Annotated in this window: 25 protein-coding genes and 3 tRNA genes; 14 read left to right on the top strand and 14 right to left on the bottom strand. The window is 43.8% G+C overall.

Annotated elements, in window-relative coordinates:
- Positions 1–113: 113 nt before the first annotated feature.
- The 3 genes from ACR64J_RS08810 (at position 114) to ACR64J_RS08800 (ending at position 2446) form a co-directional block, all read left to right on the top strand.
- Positions 114–1259, top strand: coding sequence for a type I glyceraldehyde-3-phosphate dehydrogenase (locus ACR64J_RS08810; RefSeq protein ID WP_435949327.1), 1146 nt, complete (start codon positions 114–116; stop codon positions 1257–1259).
- Positions 1260–1338: 79 nt separating this feature from the next.
- Positions 1339–1429 (top strand) — tRNA-Ser (locus ACR64J_RS08805).
- A 156-nt stretch (positions 1430–1585) separates the two neighbouring features.
- Positions 1586–2446, top strand: a complete 861-nt coding sequence (locus ACR64J_RS08800; RefSeq protein WP_435949326.1) for a hypothetical protein — start codon at positions 1586–1588, stop codon at positions 2444–2446.
- 104 nt (positions 2447–2550) lie between these two features.
- On the opposite strand, the gene ACR64J_RS08795 is transcribed toward ACR64J_RS08800, so the two are convergent.
- The 4 genes from ACR64J_RS08795 to ACR64J_RS08780 form a co-directional block, all read right to left on the bottom strand.
- Positions 2551–3273: a hypothetical protein gene (locus ACR64J_RS08795; protein WP_435949325.1), complete on the bottom strand. Its 723-nt coding sequence runs from the start codon at positions 3271–3273 to the stop codon at positions 2551–2553.
- A 249-nt stretch (positions 3274–3522) separates the two neighbouring features.
- Positions 3523–3852: a CopG family transcriptional regulator gene (locus ACR64J_RS08790; RefSeq protein ID WP_435949323.1), complete on the bottom strand. Its 330-nt coding sequence runs from the start codon at positions 3850–3852 to the stop codon at positions 3523–3525.
- A gap of 210 nt (positions 3853–4062) precedes the next feature.
- Positions 4063–4138: transfer RNA gene (locus ACR64J_RS08785), tRNA-Asn, on the bottom strand.
- 232 nt (positions 4139–4370) lie between these two features.
- Positions 4371–4446, bottom strand: a tRNA-Asn gene (locus ACR64J_RS08780).
- 339 nt (positions 4447–4785) lie between these two features.
- On the opposite strand from ACR64J_RS08780, the gene ACR64J_RS08775 reads away from it, so the two are divergent.
- The 6 genes from ACR64J_RS08775 (at position 4786) to ACR64J_RS08750 (ending at position 11081) form a co-directional block, all read left to right on the top strand.
- On the top strand, positions 4786–5523 hold the full coding sequence (locus ACR64J_RS08775; RefSeq protein ID WP_435949321.1) for an SDR family NAD(P)-dependent oxidoreductase: 738 nt from the start codon (positions 4786–4788) through the stop codon (positions 5521–5523).
- 77 nt (positions 5524–5600) lie between these two features.
- A complete protein-coding gene (locus ACR64J_RS08770) occupies positions 5601–7340 on the top strand; it encodes an NAD(P)/FAD-dependent oxidoreductase (RefSeq protein WP_435949320.1) in 1740 nt (579 codons plus the stop codon).
- A 14-nt stretch (positions 7341–7354) separates the two neighbouring features.
- Complete coding sequence (locus ACR64J_RS08765) at positions 7355–8314, top strand: DUF1365 domain-containing protein (protein WP_435949319.1); 960 nt, start codon at positions 7355–7357, stop codon at positions 8312–8314.
- Between the two features lie 42 nt (positions 8315–8356).
- Positions 8357–9805 (top strand): class I SAM-dependent methyltransferase, encoded by a 1449-nt coding sequence (locus ACR64J_RS08760; RefSeq protein WP_435949318.1) that lies wholly within the window; start codon positions 8357–8359, stop codon positions 9803–9805.
- A 148-nt stretch (positions 9806–9953) separates the two neighbouring features.
- On the top strand, positions 9954–10379 hold the full coding sequence (locus ACR64J_RS08755; protein WP_317198610.1) for a DUF2177 family protein: 426 nt from the start codon (positions 9954–9956) through the stop codon (positions 10377–10379).
- Between the two features lie 141 nt (positions 10380–10520).
- Entirely contained in the window at positions 10521–11081 is a 561-nt protein-coding gene (locus ACR64J_RS08750) for an acyl-CoA thioesterase (RefSeq protein ID WP_435949317.1), read from the top strand.
- Between the two features lie 109 nt (positions 11082–11190).
- Here ACR64J_RS08750 and dps read toward each other — a convergent pair whose 3' ends face one another.
- Positions 11191–11673, bottom strand: coding sequence for a DNA starvation/stationary phase protection protein Dps (dps, locus tag ACR64J_RS08745; protein WP_317198608.1), 483 nt, complete (start codon positions 11671–11673; stop codon positions 11191–11193).
- Positions 11674–12111: 438 nt separating this feature from the next.
- On the opposite strand from dps, the gene uvrB reads away from it, so the two are divergent.
- From uvrB to ACR64J_RS08730, 3 genes are all read left to right on the top strand, one after another.
- Complete coding sequence (gene uvrB / locus ACR64J_RS08740; protein WP_435949316.1) at positions 12112–14223, top strand: excinuclease ABC subunit UvrB; 2112 nt, start codon at positions 12112–12114, stop codon at positions 14221–14223.
- A 356-nt stretch (positions 14224–14579) separates the two neighbouring features.
- The gene (locus ACR64J_RS08735; protein ID WP_435949315.1) at positions 14580–14960 is read left to right on the top strand and encodes a hypothetical protein; all 381 of its coding nucleotides are present in this window, start codon (positions 14580–14582) and stop codon (positions 14958–14960) included.
- A 74-nt stretch (positions 14961–15034) separates the two neighbouring features.
- On the top strand, positions 15035–15403 hold the full coding sequence (locus ACR64J_RS08730; RefSeq protein ID WP_435949314.1) for a hypothetical protein: 369 nt from the start codon (positions 15035–15037) through the stop codon (positions 15401–15403).
- A 112-nt stretch (positions 15404–15515) separates the two neighbouring features.
- On the opposite strand, the gene ACR64J_RS08725 is transcribed toward ACR64J_RS08730, so the two are convergent.
- The 3 genes from ACR64J_RS08725 to ACR64J_RS08715 all read right to left on the bottom strand — a co-directional run bounded on the left by ACR64J_RS08725 (position 15516) and on the right by ACR64J_RS08715 (position 17026).
- The gene (locus ACR64J_RS08725; protein WP_435949313.1) at positions 15516–15905 is read right to left on the bottom strand and encodes a hypothetical protein; all 390 of its coding nucleotides are present in this window, start codon (positions 15903–15905) and stop codon (positions 15516–15518) included.
- Positions 15906–15977: 72 nt separating this feature from the next.
- Positions 15978–16382, bottom strand: a complete 405-nt coding sequence (locus ACR64J_RS08720; RefSeq protein ID WP_435949312.1) for a DUF6122 family protein — start codon at positions 16380–16382, stop codon at positions 15978–15980.
- 128 nt (positions 16383–16510) lie between these two features.
- The gene (locus ACR64J_RS08715) at positions 16511–17026 is read right to left on the bottom strand and encodes a hypothetical protein (protein ID WP_435949311.1); all 516 of its coding nucleotides are present in this window, start codon (positions 17024–17026) and stop codon (positions 16511–16513) included.
- Between the two features lie 267 nt (positions 17027–17293).
- Here ACR64J_RS08715 and recJ point away from each other — a divergent pair, with 267 nt between their 5' ends.
- Positions 17294–19138 carry a single-stranded-DNA-specific exonuclease RecJ gene (gene recJ, locus ACR64J_RS08710; RefSeq protein ID WP_435949310.1) on the top strand — a complete coding sequence of 615 codons (1845 nt, stop codon included), beginning with the start codon at positions 17294–17296 and terminating at the stop codon, positions 19136–19138.
- Between the two features lie 73 nt (positions 19139–19211).
- Here recJ and ACR64J_RS08705 read toward each other — a convergent pair whose 3' ends face one another.
- From ACR64J_RS08705 to ACR64J_RS08680, 6 genes are all read right to left on the bottom strand, one after another.
- Positions 19212–19874, bottom strand: coding sequence for a trimeric intracellular cation channel family protein (locus tag ACR64J_RS08705; protein ID WP_435949309.1), 663 nt, complete (start codon positions 19872–19874; stop codon positions 19212–19214).
- A 48-nt stretch (positions 19875–19922) separates the two neighbouring features.
- Positions 19923–20558, bottom strand: coding sequence for a trimeric intracellular cation channel family protein (locus ACR64J_RS08700; protein WP_435949307.1), 636 nt, complete (start codon positions 20556–20558; stop codon positions 19923–19925).
- A 101-nt stretch (positions 20559–20659) separates the two neighbouring features.
- The gene (locus tag ACR64J_RS08695) at positions 20660–21826 is read right to left on the bottom strand and encodes a multidrug resistance efflux transporter family protein (protein ID WP_435949306.1); all 1167 of its coding nucleotides are present in this window, start codon (positions 21824–21826) and stop codon (positions 20660–20662) included.
- 54 nt (positions 21827–21880) lie between these two features.
- Positions 21881–22612 carry a 7-carboxy-7-deazaguanine synthase QueE gene (gene queE / locus ACR64J_RS08690; RefSeq protein ID WP_435949304.1) on the bottom strand — a complete coding sequence of 244 codons (732 nt, stop codon included), beginning with the start codon at positions 22610–22612 and terminating at the stop codon, positions 21881–21883.
- Positions 22613–22771: 159 nt separating this feature from the next.
- Positions 22772–23593, bottom strand: a complete 822-nt coding sequence (gene dapD, locus ACR64J_RS08685) for a 2,3,4,5-tetrahydropyridine-2,6-dicarboxylate N-succinyltransferase (protein ID WP_435949303.1) — start codon at positions 23591–23593, stop codon at positions 22772–22774.
- A 112-nt stretch (positions 23594–23705) separates the two neighbouring features.
- Positions 23706–24647 (bottom strand): alpha/beta fold hydrolase, encoded by a 942-nt coding sequence (locus tag ACR64J_RS08680; RefSeq protein WP_435949302.1) that lies wholly within the window; start codon positions 24645–24647, stop codon positions 23706–23708.
- Positions 24648–24989: 342 nt separating this feature from the next.
- Here ACR64J_RS08680 and ACR64J_RS08675 point away from each other — a divergent pair, with 342 nt between their 5' ends.
- Entirely contained in the window at positions 24990–26153 is a 1164-nt protein-coding gene (locus tag ACR64J_RS08675) for an FAD-dependent oxidoreductase (RefSeq protein WP_435949301.1), read from the top strand.
- The last annotated feature ends 319 nt before the right edge of the window (positions 26154–26472 follow it).

Here is a 26472-nt window from a genome sequence, read left to right as displayed (position 1 = left end):
GAGTGTTACCGTGCTTTGGTTGTTATCGTGCTTTAAGTATTATCGTACTTTAAACAGTCGCTATGTCACAATGATAAGCGCTCTGTCCCTACCTTTTATAGCGATGCCTTTTTATGCCTGATTTTTCTAGCGCTATTTATCAATTGACGCCCAATCCTATCAAAAATACCGCTGTCACTAGCGCGCATGCTCAGCCACTGCGGGTGGCGATTAATGGTTTTGGTCGTATCGGGCGCAATGTGCTACGAGCCATGATAGAGCGCTTTGAGGTGCTTGGACGTGCTATCCACATCGTCGCTATTAATGACTTAGCGCCTGCTGATATCTTGTTGCATCTGTTAAAGTTCGATAGCACTCATGGACGCCTAAGCCGTCTTGGGGTGAGCGCCGATATCATAGAGGATGATAGTGAGACGCAGCTGTGCTTGACCAAAAACAGCCATACTTACTGTATTCGTATGCTTAGTGAGCCTAATCCTTCGCAATTGTTGTGGGCGACGCTTGAGATTGACGTTGTACTAGAATGCACAGGTCATTTTCGCTCTTACGAGCAAGCTAGCATGCATATTGACGCAGGTGCGCGGCAGGTGATCATAGGCGCAGCTCCCTTTGATACGGTTGATGCTTGTATCGTCATGGGTGTTAATACTGATATGCTTACCTGCAAGCTACCGATTATCTCAAGCGTCTCTTGTACCACACAAGCCCTAGTACCACTTATCGACACGTTGGACAAAGCCTTTGGTGTACGCTCAGCGATGATGACAGAGATTCATGCGGTGACTGCTGATCAAAACGTCCTCGATCAAGCGCACCGCGATCCGCGCCGCGCTCGAGCTTCAGGTCACAATATTATCCCAACTACATCAAGTAGTATCGCCGCCACCGAACGCGTCCTACCCGCAATGGTCGACAAGATTAATGGGCATTCTATTCGCGTACCGACTATCGATGTCGCTGCCATAGATGTTACCTTTGTTTTGAATACGCCCGATGTCAGTATTGACGCTATAAAGAGTGCACTACTAACAGCTAGTCAAACGCATCTATTGGGGATTATGGCTTATACCGATGAGCCGTTGGTATCGAGTGATTTTATCCATCAGCCAGAGTCGCTGATTATCGATGGTCAGCAGCTCATGCAGGTGGGCAGTCAGTACAAAGTGTTTGCTTGGTACGATAATGAATGGGGTTATGCTAATAGGCTGCTTGATATGTGCTTACATCTAGCATCGAGCAAAGCGCATCGCCATAACTAAAAGCATCGGCAAAATAATTTGATTTTTTTGAGCTACGCGCTTGCATTCTCATATCATATCGCTATAATGATGCACAAATGGAGACGTGGCAGAGCGGTTGAATGCACCGGTCTTGAAAACCGACAAGGGTTCATAGCCCTTCGAGAGTTCGAATCTCTCCGTCTCCGCCAAATTTGATAGTTAATATTTTAAAGAAAAGCCCTAATCACTTGCTGATTAGGGCTTTTTCTTTATTGGACAAAAATTAAAATTAAGTAAACTTAATGATTGATTGTAAGTGAATTAATGTTTATTATTTTGACCTCTTTAAACTCAAGGTCGTAATAATGAAAAAAATAATACTGTTGGCTGTTATGAGTGCCAGTCTTTTGGGCTGTGGTAGTGATGACTCTAGACCAGGAGTAATGCCTGGTATACCAAAACCAATCAAACCTTCTACTCCTACCAATCCTTCTAATCCATCCAACCCTACAAATCCACCTACAGACTCTGGTAATCCTCCTAGCGAACCGGTTGAACCTGCTAGTGTGCTACTGTCAGGTATTTACACAGGTATCACAGGACAAGGTGAGATCGCGCAGGGCTTAGTAGATGACAACAAAAGAATATGGGTGGTCTATTCTGACAATCTGCCGGATGTGTATCCACTAGGATTTGTAAGTACCAATCAGAACGTAGTAGGTAATAGTGGCGAGTTTAGCGTCAATGGTAAGAACTATTCTTATGATGATAGAAGTTCTTTTGATGTGACGATTACTGGCAATTATAAAACAGCTAAGACAATAAAAGGGCGAATATTTGATGTACCCTCAAGATCTACTACCTATGAAGTAGACTACGACGACGCGTTATCTGCCAGAAAACAAAGTCTAGCTGCTATTAATAAAGTATTTACTGGTATCGCTTATATTACAGGTGATACAGACGCAGGTGAGCTCGTTCTTGATGTCAAATCAAACGGTTCTTTTACGGGTGAAGATGAATCGGGTTGTAGAATGAGTGGTAAATTCACCCTAGCGACGTCGCAAAGGTACTTTGATAGTACAGTGACATTTGGCGGTGCGCCTTGCTTTGCACCTAGAGAGACTATTACGGGAGTTGCGCTATTAGATGAGAACAATGAGCTAATAGTCATCGGTACAGACGCGAATAGAAGTAAAGGAATTTACTTTAGTGGTGAAGAATAATAAATAATTCTTAAAGAAATATATAATATTAATAAAGCCCTAATCACTTGCTGATTAGGGCTTTTATTGTGGGCAGCACTTTAAGACATTACTTAAAATAAATATTACTCTAACGCGTTATTGAACTCAATAGTTTGACCATCGGCCAAAGTTAGTGTGCCATCAACAATGCTGATAGTGACCGCCTGCGTGTTTCGAATAGCGCGCATGACGTTGATGTCCTCAATACTACTATCGATGATAATCTTGCCAGACTGTTCAGGCTCGATAGTCGGCACAAAACTCGTTAATGGAACATTAAACTTTTTGCCCTGAGTGAGCTTGGCGTCTTTCATCATCAGCGTACCTTCAAAGCTCTCGATAGGTACACTGCCGTGATTGGAGAGCATAAACTGCATTTTAACCTGATTGAGACTATCGCTGTCGCTGGTTTTGACAGGGAGCAGGGCAACGGGATAAGTTTGTGCAGTTACCGCGCTATTGGATTGATTGGCGACAACAGGGCTCTTTTCTCCCGTTGGATTATCAGGATGCAGGCGCTCGTACTCGCGCTGTTGTAGTAGTGCTTTTTCAATCGTAGTACGCGGCATCGCTCCTGACTCATAAGCGCCGCTAAGCTTCATACGTAGCATATAGCGACTCAAAACCTGCCTATCGCTCTCAGGCAATTGCTCAAAGGTATCACCCAATTGCGCCTGCCATTGATCCGAGTTGGTCGGTATGGTCTGTTTTGCTGGATCATTTTGCGGCATAGAGCAGCTAGTTATCATCGGTACAACCCCTAGCGATAAGGTTGCAAGTAGAGCAGTACTCAAGCGCTTTATCATGATTCACTCCTTATAAGCACACATGTTATGTCTTATTCTTAGAGCTTTAATATACCGCGTTTACTCAATGAATGGGAATGCTCATCACGTTATCTTTTGCAAGAGTTAGCTCAATTTAAAGTTAGCACAATAAAGGTAAGCCAGATTAATGGAAAATAGAATAAGCAAGCAAAAGGTAAGTATAAAAAAAGGCTAAGCACTCTAGTAGCGCTTAGCCTTTTGTATTTTGCCTTTTTAAATCTTAAGCCTTTATTCGTCTTTTTCTAGCTCAGATAGAGAATGAATAATACTGTTGTTGTGCGTAGTAATAATCGCCTGATCAATAATGCGCTGACTTACGCCATGTTTACGTAGGGTTTCGATAAAGACCTCATCGTGCGCAAGCGTGTAGTCTTGATGATCACGGTCAAGACCTTGACGGATGTAGAGACGTATTAACCCCTGAATACGTTTAAACCCTAGCTCCTCTGAGGTAGCCGTCAACAAACCAATCATCTCCTCAGACAAACGGATACTTACTGGGCGCATCACCTTTTGCGGATGATCTGAGAACTTATTTTTTATATGGACAGGTATCATAATAAACCATTGTTTGTAGTGATATTATAAGACAAAACACTAGGATGAAATCAATTAAGCAAAACTATGCTCACCATACAACAAATACTGCCAAAAGAACACCTTATTGTTCAACCGCTATAAAACCTATAAGCACAAAAAAACCTCTATCAATAATAGATAGAGGTTTTCGTTGTTTGTACAATTAAATAGGGTTCAAACAACTAAATATGGCTCCTCAACCTGGGCTCGAACCAGGGACACACGGATTAACAGTCCGACGCTCTACCAACTGAGCTATTGAGGAATAAGGGGTGATAACGACTGGTTACTATCAAGCGATAAGCTTGTTTGCGTTATGTGGAGCACATTTTAGCCAAGTCTCTTGGTTGTGTCAACCTAGATAAGCGAATAACACTAAAATTTATTAAATATGCGTAAGCTTATACAGCGAGCATACTGGCATAAAAAAACCCTCATCAAAGTGATGAGGGTCTTGGCAAATGCCATAATCGAATCTAAAGAGTACTGCTAAAATTTGGCTCCTCAACCTGGGCTCGAACCAGGGACACACGGATTAACAGTCCGACGCTCTACCAACTGAGCTATTGAGGAATAAATCACTGCTGACAGTGAACTTAGCATCTGTTCTAATGAGTTCGTGCTAAGTGGGGCGTATTCTAACAAAGATAAAAAATACGTCAAGCTTTTTTGTCTATTTTTTTTATTTGGCTAAATATAGAGAATGAGCAGCTTGTCATCTTAACGGATGACTCTTGATGGGCTCTTTTGTCTATTTTTAATCTATGATAATAGTTTGTGTCAGTTGATTGCGAAGTTACAACAATAAAGGTGCAGCCTTATACTATAATTATTTGGACGCTGACTATTTAGATTTTATACAACAGCGAACGCCTTTAATAAGATAAAACCAATAAAAGTAGGGACTCTATTATGAATAATAACGCTAATAAACTAAGCATCGTTATTACTGGTGCAACCTCTGGTATCGGCAAGCAGTTGGCAAAAGATTATCTATCAGATGGTCATACTGTATATGCCGTTGGCCGCGATGATGAGGCGCTCGCTGAATTAAAAGAGTTGGGTGCCAATCCTATCGATTTGGACTTGATGGACCGCGATAAAGTGATAGACGCCTTTAATGATATCGATAAGATTGACTTAGCCATTTGCGGCGCGGGCATGTGTGAGTATTTAGACATGCCAAACTTTGATAGTGAAGCCTTTATGAAGGTAATGTCAGTCAATATGGGTACGCTGTCACACGCTATTGAAGGCGCATTGCCAAAGCTAATTGAGTCCAAAGGTCGCTTGGTGGGTATAGGGTCGGCATCCGCTTATGTACCGTTTGCACGCGCTGAGGCTTACGGAAGCTCAAAAGCGGCAATTCACTATCTTATGAAAACCTTGCAAATCAGTCTTGCGCCTTTTGATGTTGCGGTCAGCCTAGTCGTTCCTGGTTTTGTCGAGACGCCAATGACCAAACAAAATGACTTTCCGATGCCCTTTATTCAGACGACTGAGCAGGCAAGTCAAGCTATTCGTGATGGTATCAATAGCGGCGATGACGTTATTGAATTCCCCAAAAAGCTCACGCTACCGCTCAAAACATTGGGCGCATTGCCAGATAGGGTTTGGCAGCAAGTCAGCGAAAAGCTCAATAAAAAGTAAGAGGCGTACGCTGCAAATATTAAGCCGCTATTTTTACATTTATCACAGATAATAAAGTTATACAAAGGAAAAGCCATATGTCGTTTATGCGTCGCAAACGAGCATCAAAAGAGCAGCTGACCCATAATAAGGACAGCAGTAAGACGGACACTAGTATCAGTGATGATTCAAAGGGATCAAATAAGACTCGCGTGGCTATTATTGGCTCAGGGGTATCAGGTTTGAGTTGTGCTCATTACCTAGCCGCGCATCATGACGTGACTATATTTGAAGCCAATGATTATATCGGTGGTCACGTCAATACCATTGATGTGGCGTTGCAATATGGCAAAAAGACCAACGACGACAACGTCGAAAAAAGTGCAATAGATACTGGCTTTATTGTCTTTAATGAGCGCACTTACCCTAACTTTTTTCGTCTGCTTCATGAGCTACAAGTCCCGTTTCAAGCGACTGATATGAGCTTTTCGGTTAAGAACATCGCTCGCAAGTTTGAGTATAACGGTCATACGATCAATACCTTGTTATCTCAGCGCAAAAACGTACTTAATCCAAAGTTTTGGCAGTTTGTCAAAGACATTGTGCAGTTCAATAAGCACATTCGCAAACTGCGTCAAGATTATGATAGCGTGCGCGTGCAAGGCGGCGATGTCAGTGCATTTACCGAGCAAACCTTGGGCAGTTATTTGGCAGGTGAGCGCTATGGTCAGCTATTTACAGACAACTACTTGTTGCCTATGGTGTCGGCGATTTGGTCGACTAGCCTAAAAGAGGTACAAGCCTTTCCATTAGTGTTCTTTGCTCAGTTCTTTGACAATCATGGCCTGCTCGATGTGGTTAATCGCCCGCAGTGGTTCACTATCAAAGGCGGCTCTAAGCAATATGTGAATAAGCTGGTCACAAAGTTCGTTAAGGCGGGCGGTACAGTGCGGGTCAATAGTCCTGTAGAGTCTGTCACTCGCCATGATGATAGCAGTGGTGGATCAGTTACATTAAACGTCGTGAGCTACGACGCAGCAGAGCAACAAGCCCATAGCGAAGAGCTGGTCTTTGACGAAGTTATTTTTGCTTGTCATGCAGATACCGCGCTCAAGTTATTAGCCGATGCAAGCCTTGATGAGCAAGAGGTGTTAAGTCACTTTCGCTTTACGGAAAACACGGCGGTTTTGCACACTGATAGTAGCGTCTTACCCAAAAAGTCACTAGCATGGGCCAGTTGGAACTATCTAATAGATAAGCAGACGAGCATTGCAAATCAAGAACAGATGGGCAAGGAGTCGCCAGCTAACAAACCGGTGCTGACTTACCATATGAATATATTGCAGCGCTTGACCAAGCAGCATAATTATCTAGTCACGCTCAACCATGATATCGATCCGGCGCAAGTGATCAAAAGCATCGATTACAGTCATCCAGTATTTGACAATGAGATGATTGCAGCGCAAGGGCAGTGGGCGCGCATCTCTGGTAGTGGCTTGCATACGCACTTTTGCGGTGCTTATTGGTTCAATGGCTTTCATGAAGATGGCGTACGTAGTGGACTGCGCGTTTGCCAAGCGTTAGGGAGCGCTATTGAGATCAAAGATGAGGTCGATGCCAGTCATATCCCTGATAGTGATAGCACCCATACGCCGTTTCGCTATAGAGATTTGCCCGTTAAAGCTGACAAAAAAACGCGCCAACTCAAAAAACGCCAAGTGCAGACGGCAACGACCAATCAAGAGCTGGTCGCTTATGTCGCAAGCTTGCAACTGACAAATGCGCCTAGTAAAGGCAAAACCAAAAAACGTGGTTTTTTCTTTGGCCGTAAAGCCTAACATATGAGAGAGTCATGAGCACAAATCCTGCTAGTGAACACAAGAGTATGACGAGTGATAAGGGTTTACCACATCAGCTGTTTAGTGGCACCACTTGGCACACCCGCTTATTGCCAAGCATACATAAGTTTGCTTACCCTTATCGCTATTGGGGCATCAATATCAGTGCGCTCGCAGCAGGGCAGGATCTACCTGAGATCAATCTATCAGTGTTAGGCAGTAAATGGCTCAAAAGACTGCCCCTGTTCTCAGCCAAACATAAGGCATTACAGCAGTTTTTTGCCGATGATTATTTGCAAGAAAAAGCAGATGATACTCAAAAAAAGACAGATGATAGTAAGACTAAAAGTAGTGATAACGCTATACAAGCGCTAAATGAGCGTCTGACTCAAGCCTTTGTGACTCAAACAGGTAGCAAGCCTACAGGCGATATGATGGGTATGCTTGTGTGCCGTAATGCAGGATTGTATTTTAGCCCAGTCAATTTCTATATAGGCTTTGATAGCAAGCAAACCCCTACGCACTTATTGGCAGAGGTTTCTAACACCCCTTGGGACAAGCGTCATTACTATGGGTTTTTATTACAAGGGCAAGAGACCGAATTTTGCCATGACAAAAACTTTCACGTCTCACCCTTTAACCCCATCGATCAGCTCTACCGCTGGCAGGTGAAAGTGACTGATCAAGATGACGACTGCTTGCACGTTCGCATTGCGATCGATATCAGTGACAGACGCGGTGAGGTGCTAAAGACTGGTATAAAAATGTCAGGCGTGCCAATGACGACGCGATCGATACAGCATAGCTTACGCAAAAACCCGCTAATGAATATGACCTCATTGACCCGTATCTACTGGCATGCTTTTAAATTATTTGCTATCAAAAAAGTGCCTTATATTAATTATGATGAAACGCTTGCTGATAGTAAGCAAGGGCGTGAAGAAAGTAGCAAGGACAGTAAGTACTATAAATAACCCCTTTATCTCTCTGCAACTGTATGAAAGGATGATTAAACGATGTCAGTACGACCGACCGAACGTCAGCCGACGACCCGATTAGAAAAGATTAATGCCCGCATGAGCCAAACGCTCAGTGACAGCGCTATCTTACAACCTGTCAATAAAGGCATGAATAACCTAGCTCGAAAGGCAATATTTCAGGCGCTCAAACGCGTTCAGTTTGGCGGCATTACCATTATTGAAGCGTTTACGCAGTCTATCGATACGCATAGTTTCGGTGATAAATCTTTGAGTCTAAAAAGTAGCTCAGCAGTAGGGCGTCATGCCCTGCATGTGACGTTGAGAATCTATGATATCAGTGTCTATCGTCAGCTATTGTTTGGCGGCTCTATCGCCTTGGCAGATAGCTACATCAATGGCGAATGGGACACCGATGACTTAACGGGGTTGATACGCTTAGCGGCGCGTAACTTAGCCGTACTCAATAAATTAGAGAACCGATTTGCTGGCATTAGTAAAGCGTTTGAAAAAGCCAAGCATCAGCTACGTAGCAATGATCAGTCTGGCTCTAAGTCTAATATCTTGGCGCATTACGATTTGGGCAATGATATGTATCAGCGCTTTTTAGATGAGACCATGATGTATTCATCTGCTGTTTATCAAAACTCCGAGGCGACCCTGAGCGAGGCGCAGCAGCATAAGCTTAAGCTGATTTGCAAGCGCTTGCAACTGACAGCCAACGATCACGTCATTGAGATTGGTACTGGTTGGGGCGGTTTTGCTATTTATGCGACCAAAAATTACGGCTGCCAAGTCACCACGACGACGATATCTGACGCTCAGTACGATGAAGCCAAGGTGAGAGTAAAGGCTGCGGGCCTGTCAGATAAAATTACTTTGCTCAAACAGGACTACCGTGAGCTGACAGGGCAGTATGACAAGCTTGTCAGTATTGAGATGATCGAAGCGGTTGGTCATGAGTATTTGCCAACCTTTTTTGCCAAGTGCAATAGCTTACTTAAACCAACAGGGCTTATGGTGCTACAAGCTATCACCTTTAATGATCAAAACTATGAGGACTATATAGATTCCGTCGATTTTATTCAGACGCATATCTTTCCAGGTGGTTGCCTGTTGTCTAATCAAGAGCTAAATACCCAGTTTACTAAGCAGACGGATATGGTCATCAAGCAATTACATGATTATGGTTTTGATTATGCGCACACATTACGCGACTGGCGCATAGCCTTTATGTCGCAGCGTAAAGAGATCAAAGCTTTGGGCTATGATGAAGCCTTTATTCGTCTGTGGGAGTTTTACTTTTGCTACTGCGAGGGTGGATTTTTGGAGCGCACTATTGGTGTGGTGCAGCTTACTGCAGTCAAACCTGACAACATCGATATATTGCATTTTTCTGATTCGCCTGCAGCTGATCTGATAGATAAGCCTACTGACACTACAACAAACCTGCGCAGCGCTCCTAGCACTGCGGCTGCGTTTGGCTAAAAGTACACTACTGAGCGTTTTACCAGATTTACAATTAAATGACCTAAAGCTATAACGATTACTAAATCTATATACATCATATTAAAGTACAGTTAAAGCATAAAAAATAATTGGGACCTGTGTTTGGTTATTACAAAAGGATATTATTATGGGCTATACATTTGTTTATCTAGTTGCTGTTGCTATGTTTTTAGGCGTAGATTTTGTCTGGTTATCAACGATGAAAGGGCTGTTTTATGAGGAACGTATAGGTCATCTGTTGGCGGATGAACCTAATATGATGGCGGCAGCTGTGTTCTACATGTTCTATATCTTAGCGCTATGCATTATCGTCCTTTATCCGCAGATAAAAGCGAACGCCTCTATCGGGCACATTTTCTTATTAGGTGGTTTACTTGGCTTGATGGCTTATGGTACTTATGACTTTACTAATCTTGCGCTATACAAAGGGTATACACTTGATACTGCTTTGGTAGATTTTACTTGGGGTGGCTTTTTAACAGGTACAGTGAGTGCTGGCACGGCTTGGTTGGCTTATCGCTTTAACTGGCTAAATAAGACGGCATCAGCTTAGGTGTTTGAGCTACAAGAAAGAGCGGTTTAATTTAGGTTAAGCCGTTTTTTTGCTGTTATCAATTTGCACTAGATATCCGCCTGCTGTATAACTGACAGATAAATTTTGCAACGATAAACGTTACAACGACCAAGGACAACTATGGCTCAATCTAATACCTCATCTACTGCCAAAAAAGCACCGCTAAACCATGAGCTTTATATGTCGATACTGATGACGCCTGATATGGCAAACTTCATTGGTAATGTTCATGGTGGCGACTTACTTAAAATGCTCGACCAAGTCGCTTATGCTTGCGCCAGTCGCTACAGTGGTAACTATGTGGTGACCCTATCCGTTGATCAAGTAATGTTTCGTGAGCCTATCTATGTCGGTGAGCTCGTTACCTTTGCCGCTAGCGTTAACTATGTCGGCACCACTTCGATGGAAGTAGGTATACGAGTAGAAGCAGAGGACGTGCGCGCACGTACAGTCCGTCATACTAACAGCTGCTATTTTACGATGGTAGCTATCGATGATAATGGTAAACCTACGCCAGCCCCGCCGCTTGATCTAAAAGATCCTATGCGTCAATGCCGCGCCGATGCAGCGCTTGAGCGTAAACAGTTACGTATGCAAAGCTCACACCGTCCCAGCTGTGATCTAGACGCGCCAGTCGAGAATCCGACAGCTATGCAAAAGCAGGACAGCAAAGATTTGTAGCATTTTTATAAATAGCGGTAATTACAAATAGCGATAAGAACGATTAAGCATAAAAAAAGGTCACTTATAAAGTGACCTTTTTAAATTAGACATACGTGTTAATTATAAGTTATTTCTTTGGTGCATTAGCACCGATGAACCATGCATCTTTATCTACAACGCGGCTTACCTCAGTTAGCAAATCAGCGGTATCTTCATCGCCTGCGTCACCCGCAGTATCGATCGCTTCACGTAGCGTTTCAGCAATTTTCTTATAACGGTTAGTCAGCTCACGAACATGCTGATCCACTTCTGTAATATCAGTGGGATAAGTTTCTAATATTGAATCTTCAGCGACGCGTTTAGAGATACCGTTTGCTTTGCCGCCCAAAATGACAATACGCTCTGCTACAGTATCAAAGGCTTCAGTTAAACGATCATAGGTGTCATCTAGTAACTGATGCACACCAATAAAGCCAGTACCTTGCAGATTCCAATGGCACTGCTTGGTGTCCATGCTCAGATCCATCAAGTTTGCTAGGTTTGAATTAAGTAGGTCTACCATTTTTTTGGCAGTGTCGTCATTGATTCCACTCGCGTAACGTTCTCTCATATTATGCTCCATTATTTATTAGAATTTAGATTATTTATTTAGCTTAACTGATTTCGATTTGGGTGTTGCTCAATTTCAGTATCTATACTAACAGTTTGAATTGATGATTGAACCCTAGACTATTAGGCTTTGTTGAGTGGTCATGTAATAGCTTTGTTAATCGTGAAAAGCTTTGTAAATATATCGTCTAGCGTGTAAGTTTTATACCCAAATCTTGATCGATATAGAGGGGGTGAATCAATACGTCTATCCTCTATTCGTCTACAAATCAATCAAACAGCGCTTACTAAGTAACCTTCAATAAACGACTTCTGAATACTTAGCACAAATAACACGTTGTTTTAGCTCTTTTTGCTAAGTAAGACTTGGTGTAAATAGCCTTTAAAAATAGTGCTAAAACCCCATAATGTTATAAACCTATTGAATAAGACAGTTCTTATGCGTATGCCTGAACCGCGCTCGTCGCGTCAGTTAAATCAATTGGCCTCTCAGTTACAAGGCGAAGCTGAAATTGTTGGTGTCAATGCGTCTGGAACGCAAATATCGAGTCGCGCCTTTGAGATGGTGACTGACTTTGAGCCTGCAGGCGATCAGCCGCAAGCCATCGATAAGCTCGTCAAAGGGATTAATAGTGGTATGGATGAGCAACTGTTACTTGGCGTGACAGGCTCAGGTAAAACTTACACTATGGCAAAGGTCATATCCGAGTGTCAGCGCCCAACGATCATTATGGCGCATAACAAGACGCTGGCGGCGCAGCTATATGGTGAGTTCAAATCGTTTTTCCCGAACAACGCCGTTGAATACTTCGTCAGTTATTACGATTACTATCAGCCTGAAGCCTACGTCGCGGCATCCGATACCTTTATCGAAAAAGACAGTGCTATCAATGATCATATCGATCAGATGCGCCTGTCAGCCACCCGCGCGCTGCTTGAGCGCCGTGATGCAATCATCGTCGCTTCGGTCTCTTGTATTTATGGTCTAGGTGATCCTGAGAGTTATCTTAAGATGCTGCTCCACATTGTTGTCGGTGACAAAATAGATCGCACCGCAACGATCAAGCGTTTGGTTGAGATGCAATATACTCGTAACGAGCTGGACTTTGGGCGTGGTACGTACCGCTTGCGTGGTGAGCTACTTGATATTTATCCAGCTGAGTCTGAGCAATTGGCAGTACGCGTGCATCTGTTTGATAATGAAGTTGAAAAAATTACTTGGTTTGATCCGCTAACGGGTAAGACCGTGCGTAGCGTGCCGCGTATTACTATCTATCCTAAGTCACATTACGTCACCCCGCGTAATAAGTTGGATGCGGCTAGTATCACTATTCGCGAAGAGCTTGAGCCGCGCCTTGAGTATTTTCGCGATAATAACAAACTGATTGAAGCGCAGCGTCTTAAAGAGCGTACCCAGTATGATCTTGAGATGATACAACAGCTCGGCTACTGTAACGGTATCGAGAACTACTCACATCATCTCTCTGGTCGTCCGTGGGGTGAGGCGCCGCCAACACTGTTTGATTATATTCCAGAGGATGCGCTGCTGTTTATCGATGAGTCGCACGTTACCGTCTCGCAAATTGGAGCAATGTATAAAGGCGATCGCTCGCGTAAAGAGAACTTGGTCAATTACGGCTTTCGTCTGCCTAGTGCGATGAACAATCGACCTATGAAGTTTGAAGAGTGGGAGCGTATCAAACCCAAGACTATTTATGTGAGTGCGACGCCTGCACTGTATGAGTATGAGCACAGCGAGCAAGTGGTCGAGCAGGTCGTGCGTCCAACGGGACTTATTGATCCTGAGATTGAGATACGTCCCGTGCTGACCCAAGTCGATGATGTGTTATCTGAGATTACCAAGCGCCGCGAACTTGATGAGCGTGTGCTGATTACCACTTTGACCAAGCGTATGTCCGAGGATTTGACCAGTTATCTTAAAGAATACGATGTCAAAGTCGCCTATCTGCACTCAGACATTGATACCGTTGAGCGTATGCAAATCATTCACGAACTGCGTACAGGCGTGCATGATGTTTTGGTCGGCATTAACCTCTTGCGTGAGGGTCTAGATATGCCCGAGGTGTCACTGGTGGCGATATTTGATGCCGATAAAGAGGGCTTTTTGCGCTCAGAGCGCGCGCTGATTCAGACCATTGGTCGCGCCGCGCGTCACTTAAACGGCAAGGCCATACTCTATGCCGATCGCATCACGCCAAGTATGCAAAAGGCGATAGATGAGACCGACCGTCGCCGCGAAAAGCAAGTGGCATTTAACCTTGAGCACAACATTACGCCAAGGGGCGCGCGCCGCAGTATCACGGACAAGATCGATACGGGTGATGATCTGGACGCTAACGACAATCAAGCGATTCCGGTCAAGAGCAATCTGCCAGATGTTGATATCAGTATTTTACGCAGTCCTGATCTGCTCGCCAAAGAGATCAAGCGCCTAGAGAAACTTATGAAGCAGTTCTCTCGTGATCTCAAGTTTGAGGACGCCGCAAAAACCCGTGACAAAGTGCTAGAGCTAAAAGCGCATCTGCTTTAAGAGCGTTGATATACATATTATTAATATTTAGCAAAAGGCGAGTTATCCTTTGGGTGGCTCGCTTTTTTACGTTTAGCTATTTTTACTGTTTACTGTTTACTGTTTACTGTTTACTGTTTACTGTTTACTGTTTATTAAAGACAAGCAACTTATAAAAAATAAGCAGCCTTCTTATAAATAACATACTTTCAAATCATCCTTACCAACCACAAACGCAGTTTTACATATCCTAGCTTAAAATAGTTGGGTATCTCTTATACTATAAACGTATGCCGTATGACCTTCAGGTTATATTTAACGTGATTCACAAATAGGTCTACTTGCAAAATCAAAACTATTTTATTAAGGCTACGATTATGGATGTTGCATCGTTATTTAAAAAAGGCGTAGAAAAACAACTACTTGATGTTGATGACTATATCTTTACGCCTGAGCGCATTGATATGGTGGTAGATGAGGGCAACCTGAACTGTGTGCTTAATAGCGATGGTTCAGTCAATATTTTTTATAGCAAAGAAGGTATCACTGACGTGAGAGCTGCTGCACGCAAGCATCCTTTTACCGATTTTGATACCGAGCTCCATCATGGTATTTATGACGATGTCATCGAAGATTTGATCGATGGTGTCAATGAGATTATCAATAGTCATTCTAAGTACTTTCGCATGAATAAAGTGTTACCTATGACTGCCGCTTTAGGTGACACTGACTTGATAAGCGAGAACGACAAGTACTAATAAGTAAGTACTAGATTTTAATGAATAGTTATCAAACCAGTTAAGAGATTTTAGTAGTCATTTGGAGCATTATTATGGATGTCGCAGCACTGTTTAAAAAAGGCGTAGAAAAAGAATTACTAGATGTTGATGATTACATCTTTATACCTGAACGTATGGATATCGTCGTCGATGAAGGCGATCTGGTTTGCGTATTAAATAGCGATGGTAGTGTCAATATATTCTATACCAAAGAGGGCATTACTGACGTAAGAGCGGCTGCGCGTAAGCATCCTTTTACCGCTTTTGATACTGAATTGCATCATGGTATTTATGATGATGTTATCGAAGATTTGGTTGAGGGCGTTAATGATATTATTAATACCAGCTCAAAGTACTTTCGGCGCAGTAGAGTATTACCTGTTGCTATGCAGCCTGAACCAATAACTCAAAATCATATCTAAACTTTACTGGCGCAATCTCAGTCATATTACCTAAAAAGCACCCCATACGCTAAATTGACGTATAGGGTGCTTTTTTAGTTTTGTATATTTTAATAGTATCTTGACTAGCGGCTTATGGCGTAACGATACTGCCATAGCAGCTTTGTAGCGACTTTGCGACCACTCGTGCGACTAGCTGCGTGCGGTAGCTTGCATCAATAGCGGCATTACCTAGCTCAACGATAGTTACTTGCTGCGGGGCTTGTTCGCTAACGCAGCCACATACTCGAGATTTGACCGCTTCTTCTTGAGCCTCGGTCATAGCGGCACTCGCAATCTGCCACGTCTTTTGACTCTCGATTTGACTGCGGCACTGATTGTCGATAGCGGCTTTGAATACGTTCATGCCGATCTCATTAGCTGCTCCTATAGCGTCACCTGAATTGTTGGTTCCACCCGTTGTGGTACAGCCTGCAAGTGCAAAAGCTGTAAGCATCGTAGCTGGCAGTAATAGTTTTTTCATAACAGTATCCTTTAATTATCAATAAATAAGCACTAGCGCATAATAACTGATTTTATGACTAAAAGTGCGGCTCTAATACTTAAACCTATCACTTAATCCTATGACTAAATTAAGGGCAGGCGCATCCCTCAAACATTGCGGGCAGCTTAGGTAGGTGAGGACGCAGTCGTTTAAGTCAGTCACCATATGTAGAAGTAGCCCCAGTCCAATTATCCTAAAAGGTTTGCGCACAAATAACATTGCCATATAGACGATCATCGCATAGTAAGTATGAAGCGGATGAAAGTTGATACTACAGCGATCGGGCGAAAATATTGGCGTGGCTAGTAAATGGTCTAAATCAACGAGCATAGTAGCAAGCAAAATTAAATAGACGCGTTTGTAGTCCTTACGAAAGAACACGTAAGCTATGAGTAGCGGCATACCAAAATGTAAAAAGTAATGGATAAGCGTCTGATTCATTGCTTTTGGGTTCAAATAGACATGAGCGCTCAGTATAGCGCTAGTTAGTAATCAATTGCCGCTCGCAACAAACAAAAAACCAGCTAAGACATAAGGTCCAAGCTGGTTTTGACAGATAATAAGATAGTTGTACTTAGTAGTCTCTAGACATTTTTACTATGCTGCTTTGACTGAATGTCTTTTGCTAACTTATAGCACTCATCGACATGATCGGTAGCGATTTTTTTGAAAATAGTATAGCCCATAGTCGCGGCAACCAATTGACCACCTAATGGAATAAACTTGGTAACTTGCTTAGCAGCAATTCGACCACCAAAACCCTGAATGGTCTTTTTAACGATACCACGCGTAGCCATAAGACCTGCAAAGTCTACTGTACGATCTTTTAGGGCTTTCCAATGAATCTCACGCGACTCAAGATCAACTGCTGACTGACGGCCTTCAATGAGACCAAAACGTTCGCTAATCTCTGGAATGAGCTGAGTGAGCATACCTGCATCAACAGCTACGTCAAAAAAAGGCACTGGTATGACTGCCACGCCAGCTGAATATTTAGCGCGTTTTTTGACCAATTTATAGCAGTCTTTTTTGATTTGTTCTAAATCTAAATTTGGGTCAATGGTATTAGGAAGTTTTTCAGCTTTTGGCGTCGTTTTCATAAAATATCCTTTTAAGTTACACAATTATTAATACATATATAGAAGTAATTTGCTGCCTAACAGTGTAGTCAATTATGAGCGTTATACCATTATAGCTTTGTAGCGAAATGCAGAATATTGGCTTAAGATTGCACAGTTTTTGTAAATACAATGACCTATTTTAGGTCTATCTCATTTACGGTAATACCAATTAGTTAAAGTCACAGCACTAGAGCGATATCTATAATTATCATTGTGACCCTTTATAAAAGCCAGTAGAATACGCTCATGCTAAATTTAACTCCCCGTTATACGGGTACTCGCATCGACGAGCTACCCGCCGCACTGCAGCCACTTGCTGCTCACTCTTTTACTCTAGCCAGACTATACGCAGGTCGCGGTATCACTGCGCCTGATGAGCTAGAGACTGGCCTTTCGGGTCTACTGCCAGCAGAGCATTTGCATGGTGTTAGTCAAGCCGTTCGTCTCTTAGATAAAGCTATCGATGAGGGTTTACGTATCCTTATTGTTGGTGACTTTGATTGTGATGGCGCAACGAGCACTGCGCTTATGGTGCGGGCGCTGAGCGCTATGGGCGCGGTCGTTGATTTTATCGTGCCTGATCGCTTCAAGTATGGGTATGGTCTGACCCCTGAGATTGTCGAGTTGGGTATTCAGACGTATCATCCTGATATGATTGTCACCGTTGATAACGGTATCTCAAGTCATGAAGGTGTGGCACGCGCGCAAGCTGACGGTATCATCGTTATCATAACCGATCATCATCTCACCACCAAGACCGTGCCGCCTGCTGAAGCTGTGGTCAATCCTAATCAGATAGATTGTGGCTTTGCTAGTAAAGCACTTGTCGGCGTCGGCGTAGCGTTCTATGTCTTAGGACGCTTGGCGAAATTGCGCCGCGCGGCAGGTAAGTCTACTGTGCAAGTCAGTCAACATTTAGATCTAGTCGCGCTTGGCACTATCGCTGATGTCGGCGTACTCGATAAAAACAATCGCACGCTCGTACATCATGGGCTTACTGCGATTCGCCAAGGGCGCTGTAGCCTTGGAATATTGGCGCTTCTTGAACAAGCAGGGCGCGATCCCAAGCAGATGCAAGCGCAGGACTTTGGTTTTGTATTAGGGCCACGTATCAATGCCGCCGGTCGCATGGATAACATGCGTATTGGTATTGACTGCCTGCTGACTGAGGATTGGAGTACCGCGCAGCGCTTGGCTCATGAGCTTGAACAGCTCAATCGTACGCGCCGTCAAGTCGAAGGCGAGATGCGCGCGCAAGCGGATACTATCGTACAAACCTTGATCACCGACAATGGTGATGATGAGGCAGTAGATGATAACGATGACGATACCATCTGCCATGATCGCACACATAAAGAGAGTGCTCGCAATACAGAAACCAATGACGGTGCAAAAACTAAGGCGAGCCGTAGTATCATTTTATATAAAGATGACTGGCATCAAGGCGTTATCGGTATCGTCGCAGGGCGGCTAAAAGAGAGCCATTACCGTCCTAGCATCGTCTTTGCGCCCGCCAATACAGAACGTACGGGTGATGATGATCCTATTAAAGGTTCAGCGCGCTCTATTGCTGGCGTGCATATCCGTGATGCTATTGAGCAAGTAGCTGAGCAGCATCCTAATCTGATTAGCCATTTTGGCGGGCATGCCATGGCGGCAGGTTTGACTCTAAAACGACGCAATTTTGAAGGCTTTGTCAATGCTTTTGATGCGGTCATGGCACAATTAGAGGATGAGGTATTTGCTGAGCAAAAATTTACCGATGGGCCTTTGCAGGCTTGCGACTTTAGCTTAGGATTCGCTGAGCATTTAGCCAATGCCAGTATTTGGGGTCATGGCTTTGCGCCGCCGATATTCGACGGTGTCTTTGAGGTGCTTAGTTTTAAGATACTAAAAGATAAGCACCTAAAGCTATCTCTGCGTTATCCTGATGTGCAATATCCTATTGAGGCGATTTATTTTAACTTCGATAACGAGGTGTGGGATTACCGCGCGCAAAAAGTGCACCTGCTGTTTCAGTTGGATATTAATGAATGGAACTCTAAGCAAAGCTTGCAGTTGATGGTTAGAGATTTGGCTATAGTGGCATAGCTTGTCAAAATACAGCTACACTTATCAAACCAATACACATAAAAGCGTCAACGTCATGCGAAGTTGGCGCTTTTTAGTATCGCCACTCAAGCGTTGGAAATTGCCAATCAAAGCGAATCGCTAGCATTCGTAGCGTAAAGATAGTCGCCATCGTAACGATATCAGTGATCCAATCGCTAAACCCTAAGTTACGCAGCGCAAAATAGAGCATACCGCCTGTTAAAGCGGCGGAGATATAAATCTCTTGCTGCAACACCAGCGGAATCTCATTGCAGATCATATCGCGGATGATACCGCCGACGATGATCGTGATGACGCCAAGTAGTAGCGCTACAGGGACATTGGCGCCCATGCTATCCGCGACCTTGATACCGATTAAGGTAAAGGCAGATAGACCAATAGTGTCAGAGAGTTTGAGGAACTTATCGACTCGTACGGAGTTTGGGTGAAAGAAAATCTGCATAACCAGTGATGAGATAGTAATGACGGTCAAGTAGCTCATATCGACCATCCAAAACAGCGGGTGACGATCTAAGATAACATCGCGTACTGTACCGCCGCCGATTGCCGTGACGATAGAGACTAGCAAACAGCCAAAGACATCGAAATTTTTGTGCTTAGCCAGTATCGTCCCTGAAATACTACAAGCGACGATACCGATCATATCGAATAAATACAGCAAAGAGCGCGGATCAAAAGTGGTTATCACTGCCGTGTCTAGGGCAATAGTTAGCATGAGCGACTCTCATTTTTAATCATTTTAATATGCAAAGCGTTTTACTTGTCACTTGACCAAGCGGATAGAAGGTAGATGCCAATCAAACTTTAAGGCAAACATACGTACCCCAAAGATAACCAGAAGCATAATAAATTCGTTAATACCCGCGCTGATCCCTAGGTACTGAAGGCACAGATAAGTCACTGAACCTATGACGCTGGCGGTAATATAAATCTCACGCTGCAATACCAGCGGTATCTCATTACAGATAATATCACGTAGCAACCCGCCAAGAATCGCTGTCCATACGCCCATCATTACTGCAATGAAGGGTGATGCGTCCATGTTTAACGCCACCTTAAACCCAATCACGCTAAAAGCGGCCAGACCAATAGCATCAAAGAGTTTGAGAGCATTATCGATCTTGTGATACAAATGAAAAAATATCTGCAAAATAAGGGAGGTCATGGTAATCACAATGACATAGGTCAAATCCGTCATCCAAAACAGCGGATGTCGATCCAATGCCATATCTCTTAAAGTACCGCCGCCGATAGCGTTGACCATCGACACCAAGATACAGCCAGCAATATCAAAACCCTTGTGCTGCGCCAGTAAAGTTCCAGCAATGGCGCAGGCAATGACCCCAACCATATCTAACAAATACAATAAAATATCGGGGAAAATTAAATCATTAACCATAGTGATATTGCCAGTTGTTGACGTGTGGAGTATTAAAAATAAGAGTGCATACCGTGTTTCAAATCAAGGGTTTACGCTAAAAACTTTGACAATGCAGGGCGCTAACCATCCTTTGCAAATAATATCAGCCCAACAACAATCAATCCGATACCTACTAATCCCATCACTGATGGCAGCGCATTACCTAGCAGCAAGATACCACCTATCAAGGCAAATATCACTTCGCTTGCCTGCGTTGAGTCGACGCCAGCCACTTCGCTGGAGGTCACGGCTTGATCACGAGCATACAAAAATATAGTCGTTGCCGCGACCCCTGCCAATAAAGCCACTAATAGAGTATTAAACAGCTGCGAGGTATCGGGTAATTTGGGACGCACTATAATGCCTAAAGCGAGCCAAAATGGCAAACTCCCAAGCGTCATCAGCCATACTTTATTAAAGGCGTTTTGTAGAAGCGTAGTCTCAATCGTTGGAATACGAGCAATTAAGCCTTGGAGCACAGTAGGATGCGCCGCGAGTGAGTGAGCACAAACATCCTCTGTAATCATATCTGCGCCTGATATGACATCATCAAAAGCAGGTCTAGCGGCTAACGTTGGTACTGTATCATCAGCACTACCTTGTTTCGCCTCGTCTTTTTTAACGTTGCTATTCTTAGCCTTGATGCTTTTGGCATTGATGCTCTTAGAATTAATGCTCTTAGAATTAAACGACACTTGCCAGACGAGCTGATTACCAATGGGATAACAAAAGGCGGCTAGGAGGGCAGGCAATGCGCCCAGCAGAAGCATCTCAGCCATATTGATATCTGATACGGTAGAAGCACGCAAACCTTCGCTGACATTGACCAGTACTACGCCGATAAACACCAGCAAGGCATAAATGATAAATTTCCTATCAAAGCGTTGACCAAAGGCGAGCAGCACCAATAAACTGGTCACAACTGTAAACATAAAGGTCGCAGCGACTACCCAGCCGGCGACGTGATCCGCGGCGTAGCAGATGCCAGTGTAAAAGACACCAAAACCGATACTGCCTGTGATACACCAAAAGCCCCAGTGCTCAATAAATAAAACGCCAAGCGCTTTAATACGTCCAAAACCAAATTGCAGGACAATAATGGAGGTGATAATGAGCCACATAAATACGTAGCGTAGGCTCGCTGACCAAAACCAATGACCACCAGCATCACTCATCAGCTCATTTAAGATGAAAGTTGAGCTAAAAAACGCGCCCGCCAATAAGCCTAGTAAAATCAGTTTGACCATCTCACATCCTTTACCTAAGCTTGTTTGTCTATACTCAGTTCAGTAATAGAAGCGCTATTTGCCTTTAGCATCCGCCCAAATAATCTTGTGCAGTTGCAACTGAAAGCGAACGGGTAAGGCATCAGCGAGCATCCACTCGGCAAGCTCGCGGGCGAGCACCGGCACCTCGGGGCTGAGGTCTTCATTGACATCGTCTGCAACATTAAACATCGGAGAGAACCAGACGGTACCGACCAATTCGTTAAGTTGATACTCAATGAGTTTGGTCTTTGCCCAGTCATAATCAGTGCGGTTCATAATCACAAACTTGATCTGATCATGCGCGGTTAAGTGGTTTAGGTTTGACCATAGATTCTTATCCACCTCGCCTGAGCTTGGGGTTTTAAGATCCATAACTTTGCTCACTGCTGTCGGCACGTCCTTAACACTCAATGCGCCCGCGGTCTCAAGTGATATCTCGTAGCCTTGACTCAATAAGCGCTTCATCAGCTCAATAGCATTAGGCTGCGCGAGCGGCTCACCACCTGTAAGACAAATACGGGTGCAAGGGTAGCTTTTGATGGTATCGATGATAGCCTCAAGCGACTGACGTACCCCTCCTGTAAACGCATATTCAGTATCACAGTAGACACATCTGAGCGGACAGCCCGTTAAGCGTACAAATATCGTCGGCAAGCCTGAGGTGATGGCTTCACCTTGCAAGGAATAAAAGATCTCAGTCAGGCGTAGACCGGCTTCGGGGTCAGTGACAGGTATCGATGAGCTGCGGAGTAGGGTCTCAGTCATAAGATTATCTAATGTGTTTAATGGTAAATTAAGAGAATTATAACGTAAGCGGCGCTATTAAAGGATGCTGTAAAACTAAAAAGAAGATGCTAAAGGTTGCCCTTCGCATCTTCTTTATTCTTAAGTAGTAGTCAGCGGCTACTACTTAAAGTGTCATGATTAATCTAAACGAAGCAGCTCATTAACTGCTGTTTTAGCACGGGTTTGCGCGTCAACTTTTTTGACGATGATAGCCGCGTATAGACTGTGCGTACCGTCCTCTGATGGCAGGCTACCTGGCACAACGACTGAGCCTGCTGGCACGCGACCACGATGAATCTCGCCCGTTTCGCGGTCATAAATCTTAGTGGATTGACCGATATAGACACCCATAGAGATGACCGCGCCTTCTTCTACAATGACGCCTTCAACAATCTCAGAGCGCGCGCCGATAAAGCAGTTATCTTCAATGATGGTCGGGTTGGCTTGTAGTGGCTCAAGCACGCCGCCGATACCTACGCCGCCTGATAGGTGGACGTTTTTACCGATTTGTGCGCAGGATCCAACCGTCGCCCATGTATCTACCATCGCACCTTGATCGACATAAGCGCCAATGTTGACGTATGACGGCATCAGTACCGCGCCTGCTGCGATATACGAGCCCTTGCGAGCGACTGCTGGTGGTACGACGCGTACGCCTGCTTCTTTAAACTGCTCCTCACTCCAATCAGCAAATTTGGTTGGGACTTTGTCATAGAACTGGATATGATCGCCCGCTGCTTGCACATAATTGTCGTTTAAGCGAAACGAGAGCAGTACTGCCTTTTTTGCCCACTGATTGACGACCCATTCGCCATCCTTTTTTTCAGCCACGCGCAAGCTGCCATTGTCTAATTGCTCAAGCACTTGCTTAATAGCATCGCGCACGTCCTGTGGCATGGTCGCTGGGCTGTACTCGTTACGGTTTTCAAAGGCTTGTTCGATAGTTTGTTGTAATGACATAAAAATCCCTAAAAATTAAATAAAAACGGCTTAGTAAATAAAATTTTGCCTGCTGTATTGTCGCCAATTTAGCAGCTTTTAGCAAATAAGTTCAGCATAAGCGCCTAAAACATTAGGCATCTGACGTATGACGCTCTATCCATGCCAAGATATCTTGATAAACGGTTTGGTTGTCTTGCTCATTTAATGGCTCATGGCGCATATTGGGGTAGAGTTGGATGTCTACTTGAGTAAATTTTTGCTTTTTTAGATGACGAACAACGTTGTTGACGCCGCTACCCATATCGCCGATAGGATCGTTTTGACCACTGACAAATAGCATCGGAAAGTCTTTGCTAATAGTAGTCGCCCAAGTTTTGCGCAGACCAGTATCCATCAAGCTAAACAAGGTCAAAAAGCCATTATTGGTAAAGTCAAAACCAGTAAGCGGATCAGCTTCATAAGCGGCGATATTGTCAGGATTTTCGCTAATCCAAGCAAAAGGTGAGGAGGATATGCGATTATTTAATTGACTATTAAGAACTTTGTTCATCACTTTTGCAAATATAGGGTTGGTCTTTTTCGGCGCCGCTTTTGCGAGTAGTTTGTTAATAGGTAGCAGAACTTTAGTCAAGGGGTTAGCGTCAGCAGTTCCCATAAGGATCGCCCCTGAAAAATCATGCGCGTGGTGCTTGAGTACATTACGGATGATAAATGAGCCCATCGAGTGACCCATAACGAAATGCGGTACCTCAGGATGACGCTCTTTTAGGTTATCTGCCATAACGATGACGTCTTTGAGTAGCGATTGAACCGGATGCTCCTCACCGAAAAACCCCAACTCATCTGGCGACTTGACCGTTTTGCCGTGACCAAGCTGATCGTAAGTGGCAACTGCAATACCCTGATCTGCCAAGAACTGCGCAAAGTCGCTATAGCGCGCGCTATGCTCACACATACCATGTACGATAAGCAGTGTTGCTGTGATTTTGGTACTATTATCGCTCGGCTCAAAAAAGGTGTGATGCAGATAATGGCTATTGTCCGATGAGGTGATTTGTCCAGTCGTACTCATAAAGATTCCTTGATAGATTGAGTGAATAATATAGTGTTCTTGTCAGCTTATTGTAGGTTAGAGTTAGGCTTTGCACGCTTGAGCGCCTTTGATGGTTCTTACCACGAATGTTATCTGCTTTTGCGGTTAAAGGGTTACTATCCAAAATGACTAAGTCGGCTAATACTAAGGTATAGGCGTATGCTAAAACTAATTTAACGACAAAGCTATGTGTGGTCAAACCTATTTATGTCGTTATCTTACAGTAGACTCACTCAGTAGCGCGCCTATTTATGCTTTACTAGCGCATCTATGAAGTGATTACTATCTATCATTGTTTATCGTAAAAGTGCTTTTATCATTATGAAAAAATTACCTATAAAAAAACTACTCTTAGCAGGAGGCGGTCATGCTCATATTGGTCTGCTACGCCGTTTGCGTACCAAACGCCCTGATCATTTAAATATAGCGATGATTAGCGAGCAGTCGCAAAGTCTGTATTCTGGCATGTTACCTGGCTGGATGGCAGGACATTATAGCCTGTCTGATATTAGTATCGATGTCTTATCTTTATGCAAGCAGGCAGGTGTCAACCTCATCAAGAGCGCGATTACCAGCGTAGATGCTGACGCGCAAAATGTGGGAACGGCTGATGAGGGTCATCACAGTTATGATGTGTTGTCACTCAATACAGGAGCGGATACTGATTTGAGCTGGCTTGTACGCGCCCAATTGCCTTTGAATCAAGACTCTTTTGATCAGATGCCTAAAGCCGACACCCCAAATAATAGTGTCATTCCTATAAGACCACTCCATCATTTTGTGCAAGCATGGGAGGACATCCTAGCAGACGCGCGGCAACGAAATCATTACCAATTGGCTATCGTTGGCGCAGGAGCGGCGGCGACCGAGATCGTTATGGCAGCAAAAGTTGCCCTACAATCGATTAATCCCAATCATCAAGTCTATCTGATCTGCGGGCATGATTTGCTATCAGGGTTCGATACCAAATTCACTCAGCGCGTGATCAAGCAGCTTGAGCGTTTGGATATCCCAATCATTTATGAGCGCGCGCAAGATTACGTAGGCGGCGAACTCGCTATGGATACCAAGTCTATGCCTATAAATAGCGTCATTGCCGCAACTGGCGTGATGGGAGCAGCGTGGACGCAGAGTACCACTCTTGAAACAGTGGATAAAGGCTTTATTGCTGTGAATTCAGTACAACAAAGCAGCTCACATGCTAATGTGTTTGCGGTAGGTGATGTCGCCACCCGTACCGATACGGATATGGCGCATTCGGGCGTACATGCAGTACATGGCGGCGCGATAGAGGCTGATAATCTAATGGCGTACTTAGCTGATGAGTCCCTAAAAACGTATAAACCGCGCTCGCGTACTTTGTATTTGCTATCCTGCGGCGATAAATACGCTATCGGTAGCTGGGGCAGTTATAGTCTACAAGGTCACTGGATTTGGTACGTCAAACGCTATATCGACAAGCGTTTTGTCGATTCATATAAGTAGGATTCTGTAAAGGCAATATCAGATAAATTGATTTATAAAACAATAGTTTATCTATATCAATTATTAAGTTACACGGACTATCACCCCGCGTCACAATAGAAAAATTAAATAGTGTAATAATAAATGAGTTATCACTCAAAAATACTATTTATCTTTAAAGTTTTCATATATTCTGCTTGTATAGTCAATACTAAACAAAATGGATACGTTACTTAATAACGCGAAACTGGTATAAATTTTTCTGGCTTGCTGCGTCTACGCAGACAGAGGCTGTGAAAAATTCATCCCAGTCCCGCTGTATCATTTTTTATACTGAACT

The organism is Psychrobacter sp. DM8, from assembly GCF_051307025.1.
GTDB lineage: Bacteria > Pseudomonadota > Gammaproteobacteria > Pseudomonadales > Moraxellaceae > Psychrobacter.
Note: the sequence above shows the minus strand (reverse complement) of the source record. Positions and strands in the feature narration are given on the sequence as shown.

Bases quoted from the DNA above. Each gene is read 5' to 3' on its own strand.
- ACR64J_RS08750 (WP_435949317.1), top strand. From the start codon at position 10,521: ATGGCTCAATCTAATACCTCATCTACTGCCAAAAAAGCACCGCTAAAC.
- ACR64J_RS08730 (WP_435949314.1), top strand. From the start codon at position 15,035: ATGGATGTCGCAGCACTGTTTAAAAAAGGCGTAGAAAAAGAATTACTA.
- ACR64J_RS08735 (WP_435949315.1), top strand. From the start codon at position 14,580: ATGGATGTTGCATCGTTATTTAAAAAAGGCGTAGAAAAACAACTACTT.
- ACR64J_RS08790 (WP_435949323.1), bottom strand. From the start codon at position 3,852: ATGATACCTGTCCATATAAAAAATAAGTTCTCAGATCATCCGCAAAAG.
- dapD (WP_435949303.1), bottom strand. From the start codon at position 23,593: ATGTCATTACAACAAACTATCGAACAAGCCTTTGAAAACCGTAACGAG.
- ACR64J_RS08675 (WP_435949301.1), top strand. From the start codon at position 24,990: ATGAAAAAATTACCTATAAAAAAACTACTCTTAGCAGGAGGCGGTCAT.
- ACR64J_RS08725 (WP_435949313.1), bottom strand. From the start codon at position 15,905: ATGAAAAAACTATTACTGCCAGCTACGATGCTTACAGCTTTTGCACTT.
- ACR64J_RS08810 (WP_435949327.1), top strand. From the start codon at position 114: ATGCCTGATTTTTCTAGCGCTATTTATCAATTGACGCCCAATCCTATC.
- ACR64J_RS08680 (WP_435949302.1), bottom strand. From the start codon at position 24,647: ATGAGTACGACTGGACAAATCACCTCATCGGACAATAGCCATTATCTG.
- ACR64J_RS08760 (WP_435949318.1), top strand. From the start codon at position 8,357: ATGTCAGTACGACCGACCGAACGTCAGCCGACGACCCGATTAGAAAAG.
- ACR64J_RS08770 (WP_435949320.1), top strand. From the start codon at position 5,601: ATGTCGTTTATGCGTCGCAAACGAGCATCAAAAGAGCAGCTGACCCAT.
- ACR64J_RS08765 (WP_435949319.1), top strand. From the start codon at position 7,355: ATGAGCACAAATCCTGCTAGTGAACACAAGAGTATGACGAGTGATAAG.
- dps (WP_317198608.1), bottom strand. From the start codon at position 11,673: ATGAGAGAACGTTACGCGAGTGGAATCAATGACGACACTGCCAAAAAA.
- ACR64J_RS08715 (WP_435949311.1), bottom strand. From the start codon at position 17,026: ATGAAAACGACGCCAAAAGCTGAAAAACTTCCTAATACCATTGACCCA.
- recJ (WP_435949310.1), top strand. From the start codon at position 17,294: ATGCTAAATTTAACTCCCCGTTATACGGGTACTCGCATCGACGAGCTA.
- queE (WP_435949304.1), bottom strand. From the start codon at position 22,612: ATGACTGAGACCCTACTCCGCAGCTCATCGATACCTGTCACTGACCCC.
- ACR64J_RS08755 (WP_317198610.1), top strand. From the start codon at position 9,954: ATGGGCTATACATTTGTTTATCTAGTTGCTGTTGCTATGTTTTTAGGC.
- ACR64J_RS08795 (WP_435949325.1), bottom strand. From the start codon at position 3,273: ATGATAAAGCGCTTGAGTACTGCTCTACTTGCAACCTTATCGCTAGGG.
- ACR64J_RS08775 (WP_435949321.1), top strand. From the start codon at position 4,786: ATGAATAATAACGCTAATAAACTAAGCATCGTTATTACTGGTGCAACC.
- ACR64J_RS08705 (WP_435949309.1), bottom strand. From the start codon at position 19,874: ATGCTAACTATTGCCCTAGACACGGCAGTGATAACCACTTTTGATCCG.
- uvrB (WP_435949316.1), top strand. From the start codon at position 12,112: ATGCGTATGCCTGAACCGCGCTCGTCGCGTCAGTTAAATCAATTGGCC.
- ACR64J_RS08800 (WP_435949326.1), top strand. From the start codon at position 1,586: ATGAAAAAAATAATACTGTTGGCTGTTATGAGTGCCAGTCTTTTGGGC.
- ACR64J_RS08700 (WP_435949307.1), bottom strand. From the start codon at position 20,558: ATGGTTAATGATTTAATTTTCCCCGATATTTTATTGTATTTGTTAGAT.
- ACR64J_RS08695 (WP_435949306.1), bottom strand. From the start codon at position 21,826: ATGGTCAAACTGATTTTACTAGGCTTATTGGCGGGCGCGTTTTTTAGC.